Origin of the sequence: Kribbella sp. NPDC050459 (assembly GCF_040655315.1) — a bacterium.
Taxonomy (GTDB): Bacteria; Actinomycetota; Actinomycetes; order Propionibacteriales; family Kribbellaceae; genus Kribbella.
The window spans coordinates 209,673-225,379 of sequence record NZ_JBFAJQ010000010.1 but is presented as its reverse complement, the minus strand read 5'-3'; the positions used below and the strand labels follow the sequence as shown (position 1 = coordinate 225,379).

The following is a 15,707-nucleotide window of genomic DNA, read 5'->3' as shown; positions in this document are numbered from 1 at the left end:
TCTGTGATGTCCGTTGGAATCGTTTCCAGCCTGTCCCTGCTGATCGCTCTCGGCGCGCCCCCACCGGCGCCGGCTGAAACCCCACCGGTGACCATGACCACCCAGGCAACGATCTGCAACAAGTACTGCGACGCGCGCGACCCCGCGCTCGCGCCCGGCGACCGCGCCCCGGTCTCGACCACACTCTTCGGCCGCACGATCACCCTGCACTTCGACGACAGCGACGCGATGGGCTGGGCCTCGATCGAGAACGGCAATCCGGGTGACGAGGTCTGGCTGGACCGCTCGATGGACGGCGGCCGCACCTGGTCCGGCGGCAGCCGCCTCGGCAACACCGCGATCCCCAGTGGGCAACGCGGCTGGCGCACCCAGATGTACAACGTCGACGACTGGAACAACCTCGGCGTCGGCGCCCTGCGCGCCTGCGGCAAGGCCGGCGACCGCGCCGACGTCGCCTGCACGCCGTGGGCCCGGACGACCTGGAACGCCTGGGACCGTCGTACGGCGGCCGCGACCGCGCTGATGCAGAACTACAACCTGTCCAGCGGACTGTTCGACACCACGGGCTGGTGGAACTCCGCGAACGCACTGAACGCGCTGATCGACAACGCCCGGATCAGCGGGATGCCGAGCTACAAGTACGCGATCGGCAAGACGTACGACCTGAACCTCGGCCAGTTCGAGGGCCAGTTCCGCAACGACTACATCGACGACACCGGGTGGTGGGGTCTCGCGTGGGTCGCGGCGTACGACCTCACCGGCGAGGCGCGGTATCTGCAGACGGCCCGCGTGGATGCCGACCACATGGCGGCGTACTGGGACGGCACCTGCGGCGGTGGTGTCTGGTGGAGCGAGGCGAAGACGTACAAGAACGCGATCACCAACTCGCTCTACATCCAGCTGAACGCGCAGTTGCACACCCGGATCGCCGGCGACACGACGTACCTGCAGCGCGCGCAGGCCGGGTGGACCTGGTTCCAGCAGACCGGGATGATCAACGGCTCACACCTGGTCAACGACGGTATCGACCTGTCCACCTGCAAGAACAACGGCGACACCGCGTGGACGTACAACCAGGGCGTGCTGATCGGCGCGCTCACCGAGTTGTCGAAGGCAACGAACAACTCGGCGTACCTGACGTCCGCGCGCCAGCTCGCCGACGCGGCCACCACCGCCGCCTCGCTGCACACCGCCGACGGCATCCTCCGCGAGCCGTGCGAGAACGGCGACTGCGGCGGCGACGGCCCGTCGTTCAAGGGCGCGCACGTCCGCGGCCTCGGCAAGCTGAACGCCGCGCTGCCGGACCACCCGTACACGTCCTACCTGCAACGCCAGGCCGACCGCGCTTTCGCGGCCGACCGGACCCCGATGGATCAGTACGGCCTGCGCTGGTACGGCCCGGTCGACAAACTCGACGCAGCCCGCCAGCAGTCGGCGCTCGACCTGCTCAACGCGGCACCATGACCTCGGGCGACGCCGGCAATGCCATGATGAGCGCATGGAGCTGAAGATGTCGGCGTCGTACGACGCCACCCCTGAGGAAGTGTTCGCGATCGTGACGGACACCGCCTTCCGTGAGCAGGCCTGCGAGAAGACGAAGGCGCTGTCGTACGACGTGCAGGTCAGCACGTCGGGCGCCGACACCGTCGTCCGGGTCTCCCGGGAGATGGAGTCCACCGACATCCCGGACATGGCCCGGAAGTTCGTCGGCGAGACGCTGACCGTCGTGCAGACCGAGACCTGGCACGCGGCGGCCGCCGACGGCACGCGGACCGCCGACGTGGCCGGCGAGATCTCGAACACCCCGGTGACGCTGAAAGGAACGGCCCGGATCGCCACGGAGGGCGCGCAGACCGTCCAGTCGATCGACCTCGACATCAAGGTCGCGATCCCGCTGATCGGCAAGAAGCTCGAGCCGTTCGTCGTCGACGCGATCCGCTCCGGCCTGCAGAAGGAGTACGACCTCGGCCACGAGTGGAGTGGGAAGTAGACCCGTGTCGTTGCGCTGACCGCGTCGCCTCCGGTGGCAACCTGAAACGAAGTGTTGTCCCGGAGGTGACCGTTCCGATGCGAAGCACCCTGCGAAAGAAGCGGGACCGGACCCCGCCCACGACCGGCGCCGACCAGTACTGCGCGTTCTGCGCCGCCGTGATGCCGTTCGAGCGGATCGACCCCTCGGACTACCTGGTCGACGAGCCCGACGAGTGGATCTGCGTGCAGTGCGGCTCGGCCCTCCTAATCGACCCACCCACCCAGCCACTCCACCGAACCGCCTGACCGCCGCGTCCAGCTAGCTGGCCGAGGTCGCGTCGGCGGCGGCCAGACCGGCCCGCATCGCCGCGCGCACCTCGGCCGGCCACGGGCCGGTGTTGGTGAGCGGGATGTCGGTGATGAACCGGCGCTCGGCCTCGGGAATGCTCGCCGCGACCAGCCCCGGCTCGTCCAGGACCGCTGCGTACAGCCGCGGCCCGTCCGCGCTGAACAGGTCCGCCGCCACCAGACGCCCGTCCGCGGTGCGCATGATGTTGTCCGGGTTGTCGTCGAGCCTCGGCGCGAACCACGGCAACTCCCGCGCCGCGCGCTCGTGCACCCGGCGTACGGCGTCCGCGAGCTCGGCGACCGCCGGCTCGCGCGCGGCCAGTGCCCGGTGGAACCCGGCGGCCTCGTCCGCGTCGACCGGCTCGAGCCACTCCAAGAACTGCAGATCCCCGCCGCCTGCCAGCCGCCGATGCCCGAAGACCCGCGGAACCTGACGGGTGTGCGCCGCCTCGCGATACAGCGCGACTGTGTAGGGCCCCGCCGGATCGAACGGGCTGATCCGCGCCGCGGCCCGGCCGTCCGGCGCCCGCAACGCGACCGCCCAGTCCCCTGCCCCGCAAGGCGTCCACCCGGACTCCCGCAGCACCCGCTCGGCGTCGCGATGGTCAACGCCCGGGTCGAGCAGGTCCACGTACGCGCCGCCCGTCATGCCGCTGAGCATAAGCAGCGACGCGCAGCCCTCGCCGCCGAATTACAGCAGGGGCCCGAAGGCACACACGACCGGCTTGGCATGCGCGGGATCGAGCGCGTTGGCAACCAGTTGGGCCACGGTCGGGTCGAAAGCCAGGCCGACGTGACCGACCGTGTCCAGCGGGCAGGTGTCCTGGACGTACTCGTTCGTCACACCGGGCTCGCGGATGAACGACGTCTCGTGCGGCGTCACCAAGGCGTCGAAGCGCGAGGCGATCATCGTGTACTTCACCCCTGGCTGCGCGATCGGGCCTTGCGTCAGCTTCGCCACCGCCGACCCGCCGACGATCAGCTCGTCACAGGCCGCGCAGCCGAACTGCCGCAGTACCTGGTCGACCAGCGGACGGAGCCCCAGGTAGTCGCCCACGCTGACCAGCCCGCCGAACGTCGTACCGTGCGTGGGCGGCGCCAGTGCGACCACCTTGCCCACCTGGCCGGCGTACCCGCGGACCTTCGGGCCGTAGACCGACTGGAAGCCGCCCTCGCTGTGCCCGACGATGTCGACCCTCGCGGCGCCGGTCGCCTGACGGACCCGCTGGACGAACGCGGCGATCTCGTGGGACGACTGCTCGATCGAGACCGTGCCGCCGACCGGGATCTCCGGCGTGGCCTGCCCGTAGGTGAGAGTGAAGGCGCAGTAGCCCTTCGCGGCCAGGAACGGGCCGAGGTAGGAGTAGTTGCCAGGGCCGTTGCCGCCGAGACCGTGCAGCAGGACGAGCGGGTTCGGATGCGCGGCCGACGGCTTGCAGGTCCAGTCGTCGAACCCGGCCGACGTGGCCGCGCCGGCAGGTGCGCTCAGCGTGGCGGTGAGCAGGAACGCGGCGAGCAGGGCCGCGGCGGTCCGGCGGAGGCGGTGACGCATGACAACTCCCCGTATGGTGTCTTTCGGTGATCAGTGAATCACGGTTAGTTGAGCATGTCTTCGGGTTACAAACAAGAGGCCGTGTCCAAAACAAGATCTCTCGGTTACCGCGCGGCCACGCGGGGTAGTGTCCACCGCATGGGCCGCACCATACGGGGACTGGACGCCGGGCAGCGCCGGGCCGAGCGACGCGAGCAGTTGCTGGACGCGGCGCTCAAGCTGTTCGCCGACCATGGGTACCTCGGGACGTCGATCGAGCAGATCTGCAGCACGGCGTACATCGGGACGAAGAGCTTCTACGAGCTGTTCACCAGCCGCGAGGAGTGCTATCTCGCGCTGCTCCGGCGGACCTCCGAACGCCTCGAGGAGCTCATGACCGGCGCCGCCGCGCAGGCGACCGGCAACGAGCGGCAGGAGGCGCCGCGGCTGCTCGCGACGTTCGTGCACGCCCTGGTCGACGACCCGCGGATCACCAAGGTCACCTTCGGCATGGCCTCCGGCATCTCGGAGTCGGTCGAGCGGCAGCGGCGCGCCAACCGCCGCTGGGCGGCGGGTTTCCTCGTCCAGCTCTGGGACCGGTACGACGGTCCGCAGCCCGACGACCAGCGCGCCGTCCGGCACGGTGTCGCGATCGGCCTGATCGGCGGCATGTTCGACCTGGTCTCGGACTGGCTGCTGGACGCCGACCTCACCGCCCCGCGGCAGATCGAGGCGCTGATCGACGACCTGACTACGTTCTACATCACCGTCCGGCGGGGTCTCGCCGGTTAGGTCCTGTCACCAGACAGGGCCTAGGTCCTAGTCGAACACGAGCGTGCGGAGGGCGACATGCCCTTCCTCGTCGATGACGTAGTGGGCGTGGCCCTCGTGGTCGACCGCGACGCCCTCGACGCGGCGGATGTCGCCGAAGTGGTGGATCACCTTGCTCCCGACGACCCCGCCGCCGGGCGGCAGCTCGAACCGTACGTGCTCCGACGCCGCGAGGGCTCCTTCCGGGTGGTCGGCGAGCACCGTGGCGGACTTGCCGGAGGCGTCGAGATCGCCGATCACCGCGTCGAACCGGTCGTCGCCGTGCGTGTCGAGACCGCGCAGCCCGGCCGGTGCGTCGACACCGCCGACGTCGCCGAGGATCCAGACGTCGCCGCAGACCGGAACCGCGTCCGGGTCGTCGAACAGCTCGCCGACATTCGTCAGCTCGACCAGCAGCGGGTGCCCGTCGGCGGTCACGGGGTAGCGCAGCCCCAGCACGAGGTTGCCGTTCGCTAGGAACTCGGCCGCTTCGATGTTCACCGGGTGGTCCGCCGGGTGGATCGTCCCACTCCAGCTCTTGGCCTTGGCCAGACCGCGCTCGATGGTCGCGTCGACGTACGCCTGCTGCCCGAGCGGCCCGACCGGCACCAGCTCCACGTCCGCCAGGGCGTCGTTGATCGCGCGGTGCAGGCCGAAGCGCAGCCGCACGATCTCCAGCTCCGCGGGCTCGCCGGCGAGGATCGCCTCCTCCTTGACGCGCGCGATCCAGGACCGCTTGGCCGCCAACGGGCCGGCCTTCTTCCCGAACTGCGAACCCAGCAGGTACACGTACCCGTTGAAGGACGCGCACGCCTCGGCGTCCTCGGTCTTGCCGGCGTGCACCCCGGCCTCGGTCAGCACGCGGCGCGCCGACCAGCCTTCGTCCAGCGGGGCGCCGGCCGCGTGCACGAGCAGCGCCAGCGCGTCCTCGGCCGTCGCTTCGTCCAGGACCGTCACGAAGGCGCGGTCCCAGCCGTTCCGGGCCAGGACGTCGGGCCCGAACACGCGGCAGAGGTCGGAGGCTTCGTTGGGCTCGAGGTGCAGGTCGGTCTCATGCATACCCGGACAACGAGAGCGTGGGCCGCGGCGCTCCCGCCGCGGCCCGATTCCCGGGTAATCCCTGACTGGTCCCTAGCCCTGGTGCGGGTAGCGGTAGTCAGTCGGCGGGGCGAAGGTCTCCTTCATGGACCGCGGGGAGGCCCAGCGGATCAGGTTCCACATCGAGCCGGCCTTGTCGTTCGTCCCGGAGGCCCGCGCGCCGCCGAACGGCTGCTGGCCGACGACCGCGCCGGTCGGCTTGTCGTTGATGTAGAAGTTGCCCGCCGCGAACCGCAGGTACTCCGACGCCGCCGCCACCGCGTGCCGGTCCTGCGCGATGACCGCACCGGTCAGCCCGTACGGCGCCGAGTGCTCCATCCCCTTCAGCACACTGTCGTAGTCCGCGTCGTCGTACACGTGCACACCGAGAATCGGCCCGAAGTACTCGGTGCTGAAGATCTCGTCGGCCGGGTCGTCGGAGACCAGCAGCGACGGACGGACGAAGTACCCCTCGCTGTCGTCGTAGGTGCCGCCGGCAACGACCTGGATGGCGTCGGTCGCCGCGGCCCGGTCCAGCGCGGCCTTGTGCTTGGCGAACGCGCGGTCGTCGATCACCGCGCCGATGAAGTTCGACAGGTCGGTGACGTCGCCCATCGTGATCGCCTCGGTCTCGGCGACCAGGTCGTCACGGATCCGGTCCCACACCGAGCGCGCGACGTACGCGCGGGACGCTGCCGAGCACTTCTGGCCCTGGTACTCGAACGCGCCGCGCACCATCGCGGTCTTCAGCACCGCCGGGTCGGCCGACGGGTGCGCCAGGATGAAGTCCTTGCCGCCGGTCTCGCCGACCAGCCGCGGGTACGTCTTGTACGACGCGATGTTCGCGCCGACCGTGCCCCACAGGGACTGGAACGTCTTGGTCGAGCCGGTGAAATGGATACCGGCCAGGTCCGGGTGGGTCAGCGCCGCCTTGCTGACGTCGATGCCGTCGCCGGTGACCAGGTTGATCACACCGGCCGGCAGGCCCGCGGCCTCGAACAGCCGCATCGTCCAGTGCGCGGCGAACTGCTGCGTCGGCGACGGCTTCCACACCACCGTGTTGCCCATCAGAGCCGGCGCGGTCGGCAGGTTGCCGGCGATCGCGGTGAAGTTGAACGGGGTGATCGCGTACACGAAACCCTCGAGCGGCCGGTAGTCCACCCGGTTCCACACGCCCGGCGAGGAGATCGGCTGGTCGCTGACGATCTGCCGCGCGAACGCGACGTTGAACCGCAGGAAGTCGATCAGCTCGCAGGCGGCGTCGATCTCGGCCTGCTGGATCGTCTTCGACTGGCCGAGCATGGTCGCCGCGTTGAGCGTGTCGCGCCACGGGCCGGCCAGCAGGTCGGCAGCCTTCAGGAAGATCGCGGCGCGGTCGTCGAAGGACAGCGAACGCCAGGACGGGGCGGCGGCCAGGGCCGCGTCGACGGCGGCCTTGCCGTCCGCCTCGGTCGCGTTACCGAGCGTGCCGAGCACGTGGGCGTGCCGGTGCGGCTGCACCACCTCGATCGGCGCGCCGCCGCCGAGCTTCTGCTCGCCGCCGATCGTGCAGGTCAGGTCGATCGCACCTGCGGCGGTCAGCTCCTTGAGCTTCGCCTCCAGGCTCGCCCGCTCACCCGACCCGGGCGCATACCCCTTGACGGGCTCGTTGGCAGGCGTCGGTACGGCGGTGACGGCATCCATGGTGCAGGACTCCTCGATCGTGGGGTGGACCGTGTGGGCACGCCGGGTGCGGATGGCCAGGCGTGACACCAGCATGGTGCCACGCCAGCACCGTCAACCACGAACGCGCCTGAGCTGCTTCCGCCTTACTTCCGCCACGGCATGTGCTGGAGCGCCCAGGTGTTGCCGTCCGGGTCCGCGAACCAGGCGTAGAACACGCCGCCCAGGTCCTCGGTCTCGCTGACCTCAACGCCGCGCCCGATCAGCTCCTGCCGGGCCGCCTCGATGTCTTTCACCACCAGGTGCAGGGCCCGCAGCGAGCCGGCCGGCATCTCGGTCGCGGGCAAGCCGGTGGTGAGGGTGATCGAGCAGAACGAGCCCGGTGGGGTGAGCTGCACGATCCGGACACCGTCGGCGGGCGAGACGTCCACGTCCGGGTGGAAGCCGCACTGCTCGGTGTAGAACCGCTTCGCCCGGTCGACGTCCGACACCGGCACCGGGATCAGCTCCAGCAGGTACGCGCCCGGCTTCACCACCACGGCGCTGGGATCGTCCGGGATCTCCGAGGCGTCCTTCGGGATCTCGGTCGTCGTCGGCGGCGTCGGCAGGTCGCTCATGCGGACTTCTTGGTGGTCTTCTTGGCGGCCTTCTTGGCCGTCGTCTTGGCAGCTGTCTTCTTGGCGGCAGCCGCCTTCTTGGCCGGCGCCTTCTTGGCTGCGGCCTTCTTCGCCGGCGCCTTCTTGGCCGGCTCGGCCTCACCGGAGCCGCCGCCCGCACGCCGTGCCTTCGCGGCCTCGACCGAGGCACGCAGCGCGGCGACCAGGTCGACGACCTCGGCGCCCTCCGGCTCCTCCTCCTCGGACTCCGGCAGCGGCACGCCCTCGGCCTTGGCCATCACGACCTTCTCGAGCGCCTGGCGGTACTCGTCGTGGTACTGGTCCGGGTCGAACTCACCGCGCAGCGTGTCGATGTACGACGACGCCATCGCCTTCTCCTGGGAGCGGATCTCGACGTCCTCCGGCGGCGCCGCGAACGACTTGTCCCGGATCTCGTCCGGCCACAGCATCACCTGCAGCACCAGCACGTCGTCGACGGTCCGCAGCAGCCCCAGGCTCTCCCGGGATCGCAGCGCGACCTTGACGAGCGCATACAGCTCGGAGCCGTCGAGCGCGTCCCGGAGCAGCACGTACGGCTTCGCGCCGGGGCCGCCGTCCGCGGCCAGGTAGTACGACTTGCCCAGGTACAGCGGGTCGACCTGGTCGGCCGGCACGAACTCCAGCACGTCGATGACCTTCTTGCTGGACAGCGGCAGGTCCGCGAAGTCGTCGGAGTCCAGCACCACCATCCGGCCGTCCGGCATCTCGTACCCCTTGCCGATGTCGGAGTACGGCACCTCCTCGCCGTCGACCGAGCAGATCCGCTTGTACCGGATCCGGCCCCCGTCGGCGACGTGCACCTGGCGGAACGAGATGTCCTTCTCCTCGGTCGCGGAGAACACCTTGATCGGGATCGTCACCATCCCGAACGAGATGGCTCCCTTCCAGATCGCCTGCATCGCCATCAGCTCCCTGTCAGCTCAGCCCGCTACGCGGCCCCTCCGCCGCGAGCAGATCGGGGATCTCCTGTGTCGCGTACCACAGCAGGTCTTCACCCTCGCACGAATCCAGGGCAAAGATCGCGTCGTCGTCACCGCTCTGCGCCGCCTCCCACAGCTCGGCGGCCTTGCCGATCACCGCGGTCGCCTGCGGGGCGTCCAGGTGCACGGAGGCCACCGAGCGCCACGGGATCACCACGTGCAGCTCCAGCCGGGCGTCACCGAGCTCCACCGACCCGTCGGCCGGCGGCACGGCGCTCACCTCGGCCGCGATCACCACCCGCCGGCGCACCGTCGCCGGATCCGCGGCCAGCAGCCCCACCGAGGCACGGGCCGCCTGCGCCATCGCGGCGAACTCCAGCTCCTCGTCGTCGCCCTCGGCGTACCACTCGCGCAGCGCCGGTGTCACGGCGTACGCCGTCAGTGGGGCCGGGCCGATCTCGCCGGCGTTGCACGCCGCCGCCAGCAACCCGAGCGTGGACGGTACATAGACCCTCATGAGCCCGCCTTCTTGGTGGTGCCGCGGGGTTTCTTCCGGCCCCGGGAGGCGCGGTTCCGGCTGCCCCTGGTCGTTTCCAGCAACTCGTCCAGCGCGTCGGTCACGCACTGAGCGAAAACAGCGAGGTCCGGCATGGCGGTGCGGTCCGCGTTCAGACCGTAGTACACCTGGCCGTCGTAGGACGTGACGCCGACCGAGAGTCCCTGGCCGGGCATCAACGGAACGACCGGGTACGACGCGAGCATCGGCGCGCCCTGCGCATACAGCGGGAACTGCGGACCCGGGACGTTGGTGATCACCACGTCGTCGATCGGCCGGACCGTGGCGGTCGCGACCCGCGCCGCGAGCGCGTGCAGCGTGGTCGGGGCGAACCCGGCGATGCCGACCAGCGAGCGGGCGCTGACCGCGCGGCCGGTGTCCTTGTGCACCTTGGTCTGGTACGAGATCTGGTGCAGCCGCATGACCGGGGAGTTCTCACCGACGGGCAGGTTCACGCTCGAGGCGATCACCCGGGAGCCGAGCGAGGTCGGCTCCTCGTCCTCGTCGTCGCGGATGCTGACCGGGACCACGGCCCGCACGCTCCGGGTCGGCCCGACGCCCTCGCCGCGGGTCATCATCCAGGCCCGGAACGCGCCCGCCACCACGGCGAGGATCACGTCGTTGACCGTTCCGCCGTGCGCGGCGCGGATGGTCCGGTAGTCCTCCAGATCGGTCTGCACGGTGGTGAACCGGCGCTGTCCCGACGTCTTCACGTGCAGTGAGCTCTCCTGCGCGTGCCGCTGCGCGGCCAGCGATCCGACCACGCCGCCGAGCGCCTCGCGCACCGACATGGCCCCGGTCAGGCTCGCCATCTCGGCGCGCGCCAGCTCCAGGACCGCGGTCGGGTGCCGAGTCGCGTCGGAGAACACTCCGGCGAGCAGCTCCAGCGCGGACGGCGGATGGTCCGGCTGCCAGGTGTCGGTCGGCGTGTCCCTGGGGTGCGCGGTCGAGTCCAGCACGACCTGGCCGATGTCGACCGTGCTGTTGCCGTCGACAAGCGCCTGGTGGGACTTCGCGATGATCGCGAACCGGTCGCCCTGCAGCCCCTCGACGAGATACATCTCCCACAGCGGGCGGGCCCGGTCCAGCCGGCGCGACATGATCCGCGCGACCAGCTCGAGCAGCTGCGCGTGCGTGCCGGGGCGCGGCAGGGCGGACCGGCGGACGTGGAAGGTGATGTCGAACTCTTCGTCGTCGACCCAGACCGGCCCGGCGAACCGCCCGGGCACCTGCTGGACCCGCTGCCGGTACCGCGGCACGAAGGCGATCCGGTCCCGGATCAGCGCGACCAGACTCTCGTAGTCGAAGCCCTCGTCGCCGTGCACCGGCGGCTCGAAGATGTCCACCGTGCCGACGTGCATCGGAGTGGCCGGCGACTCGGCCTTGAGGAAGGTGAGGTCGAGCGACGTCAACCGGTCCGGCATCTGGCCACCTTCCTCTCAGTTCGACGGATTCTCACCCTAGCGGCCCCCACGGACAGTGGGCTGCGACACTGGCCGTACGGGAACACTGAGCTATCCGTGTTCGTCAGGCAAGAGGGTGTGTCCCGCACCCTGAGAACTCGTTCGAATCCCCGAAAGGCTCCTGGACCGATGCGTTCGACGCTCACTCGCGGTGCCGCCACCGCTCTCCTGCCCACCCTCGGCCTGCTGCTCCTGGTCGGCTGCGGCGGGGACGACACCAGCGGCAGCAGCACTCCCTCGCCGAGCGCCCCGGCCAGTACGCCGACGTCGACCCTGCCGACCAACACGCCGACCCCGGGCTCGCCGAACACCAGCGCCCCGTCGAACACCGCGGACCCGTCCGGCGAGCAGGCCGACGTGACCGTCGACGTCACCGTTGCCAACGGCAAGGTCAACCCGAGCGGTGCGACCGTCAAGGTGAAGGCCGGCCAGACCGTGCTGATCAAGGCCGTCAGCGACGCCGAGGAGGAGCTGCACATCCACGGCTACGACAAGGAGCTGGAGCTCACCCCGGGCAAGGCGGCCTCGGTCAAGTTCACCGCGAACATGAAGGGCACCTTCGAGGTCGAGACCCACAAGAGCGGCAAGCTCGTCGTCAAGCTCGTCGTCTCGTGAGCGTGCCGCTGCTGCTGCCACTGATTCTGCCGCTGCACGGGATCGGCGGGCGGCAGGACCTGCCGATTCCGTTCGGGCTGGCGGTCGGCGGCGCCGCGGTCGCGGTCGCGCTGTCCTTCGTCATCCTCGGGGTCGCCTGGCGCACCCCGAAGTACCGCGGCAACGCGTCCGGCGTACCGTTGCCTCCCGCAATCAGCTGGCTGATCGACGCCGGCTGGTTCCGGTGGCTGGTGCGGCTGTTCGGGTTGGCGACGTTCCTCTACGCGATGGTGGCGCTGCTGTTCGGCGTGGACCGGCTGACGAACCCGATCTTCGGGTTCATCTACATCCTGGTCTGGGTCGGGCTGGTGCCGATCTCGCTGCTGTTCGGCCCGGTCTGGCGGACCCTGAACCCACTGCGCACCATCCATCTCCTGCTGTCGAAGCTCCTCCGCCAGCCGCCGTCGAAGGGCCTGCTCGAGCTCCCGTCCTGGGTGGGCCTGTGGCCGGCCGCCCTCGGCATCTTCGCGTTCGCCTGGCTCGAACTGGTCGCGCCGGACCGCGCGACGATCCCGGTGCTGCAGGCCTGGATCGCGCTGTACGTCGTGATCACGATGTTCGGCGCGGTGCTGTTCGGCGACCGCTGGTTCGCGCAGGGCGACCCGTTCGAGGCGTACGCGACGCTGATGTCGCGGCTGTCGCCGTGGGGCCGCCGGACCGACGGGCGCCTGGTGGCGCGGCGGCCGCTGGAGAACCTGGACGGCCTCCGCCCGCTGCCGGGACTCGTCGGCCTGGTCGCGGCGCTGCTCGGCTCCACGGCGTACGACGGGTTCTCGAACTCGTCCGCGTGGATCGGGTGGGCGCAGAACCAGGACATCTCGATAACCTGGCTCGGCACCGCCGCGCTGATCGTCTTCATCCTGTTCGTGCTGGTCACGTACTCCGGGGCGACGATCCTCGCCGGCCGCCTGTCCGACAGTTCGCGGACGGCACTACCGGGCCTGTTCGCGCACTCGCTGGTACCGATCGTCTTCGGGTACGTCGTCGCGCACTACCTGACCTTGTTCATCCTGGAGGGCCAGCGGACGCTGATCTACCTGAGCGATCCGCTGAGCAGCGGGGCGAACGTCTTCGGCACCGGTCTGCTCGCGGTGAACACCGGCATCACCAACCACAGCGCGACGATCGCGGTCGTCCAGGTCGCGGCGGTCGTGTTCGGTCACCTGCTCGGCGTCGTTTCCGCCCACGACCGCGCCGTCGCCCTGTTCCCCCGCGCGAAGGCCCTGGCCGGCCAGATCCCGCTCCTGGTGGTGATGGTCGGCTACACCTGCGGCGGCCTGCTCCTGCTGTTCTCCTCCTGAGGCTTCGCGAGGCCGCGGCTGGTGATCAGGAGGAGGACGAAGGCGATCATCCCGACGATCAGGTGCGAGTTGCCGGGGATCGACTGCCAGAAGCTCCAGCTGAGCTCGCGGTCATCGCGGAACGGCACCCACCAGATCGAGCGCAGGACGAACAGGCCGTAGAAGAGGACGCCGGTCACGACCGCCGGGTTGAGGCCCCAGACGCGGTTGACGCCCCGGATCACGCTGACGCCGAGCGGGATGATCCACACCCAGTGATGGCTCCACGAGATCGGCGACGCGTACAGCACGGCCAGCGCCATCACGGAGATCGCGGTGACGCGCTCGTCGGCGAGCCAGTACTTCCGCGCCAGCCACAGCACGAGCAGGCCGAACAGGGCCGAGATCACGAACCAGGCCGGCTGCACCCAGCTCGCCTCGTCACCGATCCGGTGCAGGAAGCCGTTGAACGACTGGTTGCCGGTGTACGCGATCCCGCCGACCCGGTTCGCGTCGAGGATCACATCGGTCCAGTACCGCCACGACTGGTGCGGCACGATCGCGAACCCGATCGCCATCGTGACCAGCAGCCCGAGGACGGCGTTGCGCAACGCCCGCCACTGTTTCGTCACCACGAGCAGCGCCAGGAACGGCAGCGGCGTCAGCTTGATCCCGATCGTCACGCCGAGCCAGAACCCGCGCAGGCGCGCGTCGTTCGGCCGGATCAGGTCCAGCAGGATCATTGCGGTCAGCAACAGGTTGATCTGCCCGAACTGGATGGTCTGCCAGACCGGCTCGAGCAACAGCGACAGCGCGGTCAGCGCGACCAGCACCGCCGTCCGCTTGCGCTGGGTGATGAACGACCAGAACGTCTTGGTCAGGCTGGCCCGCCACAGCGCGGTGATGCACAGCACCGAGATCGTCGTCCACGCCACCAGCGCGACCGCCCACGGCACGGCGGCCAGCGGGACCATCGCGATCGCGGAGAACGGCGGGTACGTGAACGGGAGGTTCGAGCCGCCGGGCAGCTTCGCGTCGTACAGCGAGTCGCCGTGCAGCAGGACCGAGCCGCCCATCCGGTAGACGCGCAGGTCGATCATGCCGCCGTACAGGTGGGTGATCCAGGCGCCGACGGCGACCAGGGCCGCGCACGCCAGGACGGCGATGACGATGCCACGGCGGCCGGCGGGACGGATCGAGGAGGATGCGGGGGTGGTCACGGTCACGTCAGGTCGGCTCCGAACAGGGTTTCCAGCGCTCGCCGGGTCTCGTCGTACTCGGTGTGCAGAATCGCGGTCATCCCGACCGCCAGGGCGCCGTCGACGTTGAGTTGCAGGTCGTCGACGAACACGCACTCGGCCGGCTCCAGGCCGAGCCGGCCGGCCGCCAGCCGGAAGATCTCCGGCTCGGGCTTGCGCAGGCCGACCTCGCCGGAGATGACGATGTCGTCGAACATGCCGTCCCAGGTGTCGCGCGGGTAGGTGTTGCCCCAGGAGTTGGACAGCAGCGCGGTCCGGATCCCGCGCTCGTTGGCGCGCCGGACGAGTGCGGACATCGCGGGCTGGTGCTCGAAGTGCGCGAACATCCGCTCGATCAGTCCCTCGGCGGGCACCGGCGTCCCGTCGTCGCGGACGAGCATCGACGCGAGCTTGCGCTCGAAGTCCGGGACGGCGAGCTGGCCGCGTTCGAGCGCGTGCACCGGGTTGAGCTCGGCGGTCACGGTCTCGCTGGGCAGCCATTTCATGACCGCCGCGAGGTAGGAGTCGAAGTCGAAACCGTCCAGCTCGGCCCAGCGCCGCAACGCCGGCTCCAGGCCCGAGGTGAGCACTCCGCCCCAGTCCACCAGCAGACCTCGGGGCACCGCCCGCACCTCAACCATGCGCGCAAGCCTACTCAGATGGCGGAGGCCCTCACCCTCCCGGCCCTCGCCCTCACGCCCCGTGTTCAGTGGTTGTGGTTCAGTGGCTGTACTCGATGCTCACATCGCCCGAGGAGGTCTTCGCCCGGATCGTCCGGGTGGCGTTCGGATCGATCTTCACGTTCGCCGACTCGTCACCCGAGGACGTGTCGGTGTCGACCTTGTACGACTCGGTGCCGGACGGGATCCGGATGTCGACGTCGCCCGAGCTCGTCTTCGCGTCGACCGTCTGCGGCGCGACGGTGAAGTCCAGCGCGACACTGCCGGAGCTGCTGTGGGTCGTCACCGACGTCGCGGTCAGACCGTCGCCCTCGACATCGCCGGAGCTCGACCGGAGCTCCAGCGGTCCGCCGACGTCGTGCACCTCGATGTCGGCCGAGCTCGTCTTCAGCACGGCCCCGCCTTCGATCCCGGCGACCGTCACCTTGCCGCTGCTGTTCTCGACCGTCAGCTTCACGTCCCGCGGCACCGTCAGCACGTAGCTCGTCTTGCACCCGAACGACAGGAACCCGCAGCCGCCGCTGTCCAGCTCGAGCTTGCCGTCGCCCTGGTCGTACCTCTCCTTCGGGTCCGAGCCGAACACGTTCCGCTCCGACTGGCGGTCGACCCGCACCTCGGTGCCATCACCGGGCCGCACCTCGATCGACGCCGAGCTGCCCTTCACCAGCAGCGCCCCGCCCTGCACCGGGTAGCTGCTCTGGCTGCTCTTGGTGCCCTCGGTCAGGCCGGTGAGCGCCCAGTACACCCCGCCGAGGATGAGTGCGACGGAGATGGCGATCCCGTACCGCCGCTCGACGCTCATCGAGCTCCGCGGTCGGCCTTGGACATCGGACATGCCCCAACCCTGGCACATCGCGGCCT

17 protein-coding genes are annotated in these 15,707 nt (G+C 69.9%); 6 read left to right on the top strand and 11 right to left on the bottom strand.

The genetic code is table 11. The features are described from left to right. The first annotated feature begins 6 nt into the window (after window positions 1-6). The 3 genes from AB0I12_RS29150 (at window position 7) to AB0I12_RS29140 (ending at window position 2,277) form a co-directional block, all read left to right on the top strand. The gene (locus tag AB0I12_RS29150) at window positions 7-1,464 is read left to right on the top strand and encodes a glycoside hydrolase family 76 protein (protein ID WP_359935451.1); all 1,458 of its coding nucleotides are present in this window, start codon (window positions 7-9) and stop codon (window positions 1,462-1,464) included. 34 nt (window positions 1,465-1,498) lie between these two features. Continuing rightward, a complete protein-coding gene (locus AB0I12_RS29145; RefSeq protein WP_359935449.1) occupies window positions 1,499-1,990 on the top strand; it encodes a DUF2505 domain-containing protein in 492 nt (163 codons plus the stop codon). Between the two features lie 77 nt (window positions 1,991-2,067). Next, the gene (locus AB0I12_RS29140) at window positions 2,068-2,277 is read left to right on the top strand and encodes a hypothetical protein (RefSeq protein WP_359935447.1); all 210 of its coding nucleotides are present in this window, start codon (window positions 2,068-2,070) and stop codon (window positions 2,275-2,277) included. A 13-nt stretch (window positions 2,278-2,290) separates the two neighbouring features. On the opposite strand, the gene AB0I12_RS29135 is transcribed toward AB0I12_RS29140, so the two are convergent. Together AB0I12_RS29135 and AB0I12_RS29130 are read right to left on the bottom strand one after the other, a co-directional pair. Continuing rightward, window positions 2,291-2,968 carry a hypothetical protein gene (locus tag AB0I12_RS29135; protein ID WP_359935445.1) on the bottom strand — a complete coding sequence of 226 codons (678 nt, stop codon included), beginning with the start codon at window positions 2,966-2,968 and terminating at the stop codon, window positions 2,291-2,293. A gap of 42 nt (window positions 2,969-3,010) precedes the next feature. After that, window positions 3,011-3,871, bottom strand: a complete 861-nt coding sequence (locus AB0I12_RS29130; RefSeq protein ID WP_359935443.1) for an alpha/beta fold hydrolase — start codon at window positions 3,869-3,871, stop codon at window positions 3,011-3,013. A 138-nt stretch (window positions 3,872-4,009) separates the two neighbouring features. Between AB0I12_RS29130 and AB0I12_RS29125 the strand changes: the two genes are divergently transcribed. Next, entirely contained in the window at window positions 4,010-4,642 is a 633-nt protein-coding gene (locus AB0I12_RS29125; RefSeq protein ID WP_359935441.1) for a TetR/AcrR family transcriptional regulator, read from the top strand. Between the two features lie 27 nt (window positions 4,643-4,669). Here AB0I12_RS29125 and AB0I12_RS29120 read toward each other — a convergent pair whose 3' ends face one another. From AB0I12_RS29120 to AB0I12_RS29095, 6 genes are all read right to left on the bottom strand, one after another. After that, window positions 4,670-5,719 (bottom strand): hypothetical protein, encoded by a 1,050-nt coding sequence (locus tag AB0I12_RS29120; RefSeq protein WP_359935439.1) that lies wholly within the window; start codon window positions 5,717-5,719, stop codon window positions 4,670-4,672. A gap of 72 nt (window positions 5,720-5,791) precedes the next feature. After that, the gene (gene pruA, locus AB0I12_RS29115) at window positions 5,792-7,495 is read right to left on the bottom strand and encodes an L-glutamate gamma-semialdehyde dehydrogenase (RefSeq protein ID WP_359935437.1); all 1,704 of its coding nucleotides are present in this window, start codon (window positions 7,493-7,495) and stop codon (window positions 5,792-5,794) included. A gap of 50 nt (window positions 7,496-7,545) precedes the next feature. Next, entirely contained in the window at window positions 7,546-8,016 is a 471-nt protein-coding gene (locus AB0I12_RS29110; RefSeq protein WP_359935435.1) for a VOC family protein, read from the bottom strand. Next, window positions 8,013-8,954 carry a Ku protein gene (locus AB0I12_RS29105; protein WP_359935433.1) on the bottom strand — a complete coding sequence of 314 codons (942 nt, stop codon included), beginning with the start codon at window positions 8,952-8,954 and terminating at the stop codon, window positions 8,013-8,015. The genes AB0I12_RS29110 and AB0I12_RS29105 overlap by 4 nt, the downstream gene beginning before the upstream one ends. A 16-nt stretch (window positions 8,955-8,970) precedes the next feature. Continuing rightward, window positions 8,971-9,492 carry a hypothetical protein gene (locus AB0I12_RS29100; RefSeq protein WP_359935431.1) on the bottom strand — a complete coding sequence of 174 codons (522 nt, stop codon included), beginning with the start codon at window positions 9,490-9,492 and terminating at the stop codon, window positions 8,971-8,973. Next, window positions 9,489-10,955, bottom strand: a complete 1,467-nt coding sequence (locus tag AB0I12_RS29095; protein ID WP_359935429.1) for a wax ester/triacylglycerol synthase family O-acyltransferase — start codon at window positions 10,953-10,955, stop codon at window positions 9,489-9,491. Before AB0I12_RS29095 ends, AB0I12_RS29100 begins: the two co-directional genes overlap by 4 nt. Before the next feature lie 168 nt (window positions 10,956-11,123). On the opposite strand from AB0I12_RS29095, the gene AB0I12_RS29090 reads away from it, so the two are divergent. Both AB0I12_RS29090 and AB0I12_RS29085 read left to right on the top strand, forming a co-directional pair. After that, a complete protein-coding gene (locus tag AB0I12_RS29090) occupies window positions 11,124-11,609 on the top strand; it encodes a cupredoxin domain-containing protein (RefSeq protein WP_359935427.1) in 486 nt (161 codons plus the stop codon). Further along, a complete protein-coding gene (locus AB0I12_RS29085) occupies window positions 11,606-12,949 on the top strand; it encodes a hypothetical protein (protein ID WP_359935425.1) in 1,344 nt (447 codons plus the stop codon). Before AB0I12_RS29090 ends, AB0I12_RS29085 begins: the two co-directional genes overlap by 4 nt. Here AB0I12_RS29085 and AB0I12_RS29080 read toward each other — a convergent pair. The 3 genes from AB0I12_RS29080 to AB0I12_RS29070 form a co-directional block, all read right to left on the bottom strand. Further along, complete coding sequence (locus AB0I12_RS29080) at window positions 12,910-14,154, bottom strand: glycosyltransferase 87 family protein (protein WP_359935424.1); 1,245 nt, start codon at window positions 14,152-14,154, stop codon at window positions 12,910-12,912. The genes AB0I12_RS29085 and AB0I12_RS29080 overlap by 40 nt on opposite strands. Then, complete coding sequence (locus AB0I12_RS29075) at window positions 14,151-14,807, bottom strand: HAD family phosphatase (RefSeq protein ID WP_359935422.1); 657 nt, start codon at window positions 14,805-14,807, stop codon at window positions 14,151-14,153. Before AB0I12_RS29075 ends, AB0I12_RS29080 begins: the two co-directional genes overlap by 4 nt. A 79-nt stretch (window positions 14,808-14,886) precedes the next feature. Further along, window positions 14,887-15,681 (bottom strand): DUF4097 family beta strand repeat-containing protein, encoded by a 795-nt coding sequence (locus AB0I12_RS29070; RefSeq protein ID WP_359935420.1) that lies wholly within the window; start codon window positions 15,679-15,681, stop codon window positions 14,887-14,889. Window positions 15,682-15,707: the final 26 nt, after the last annotated feature.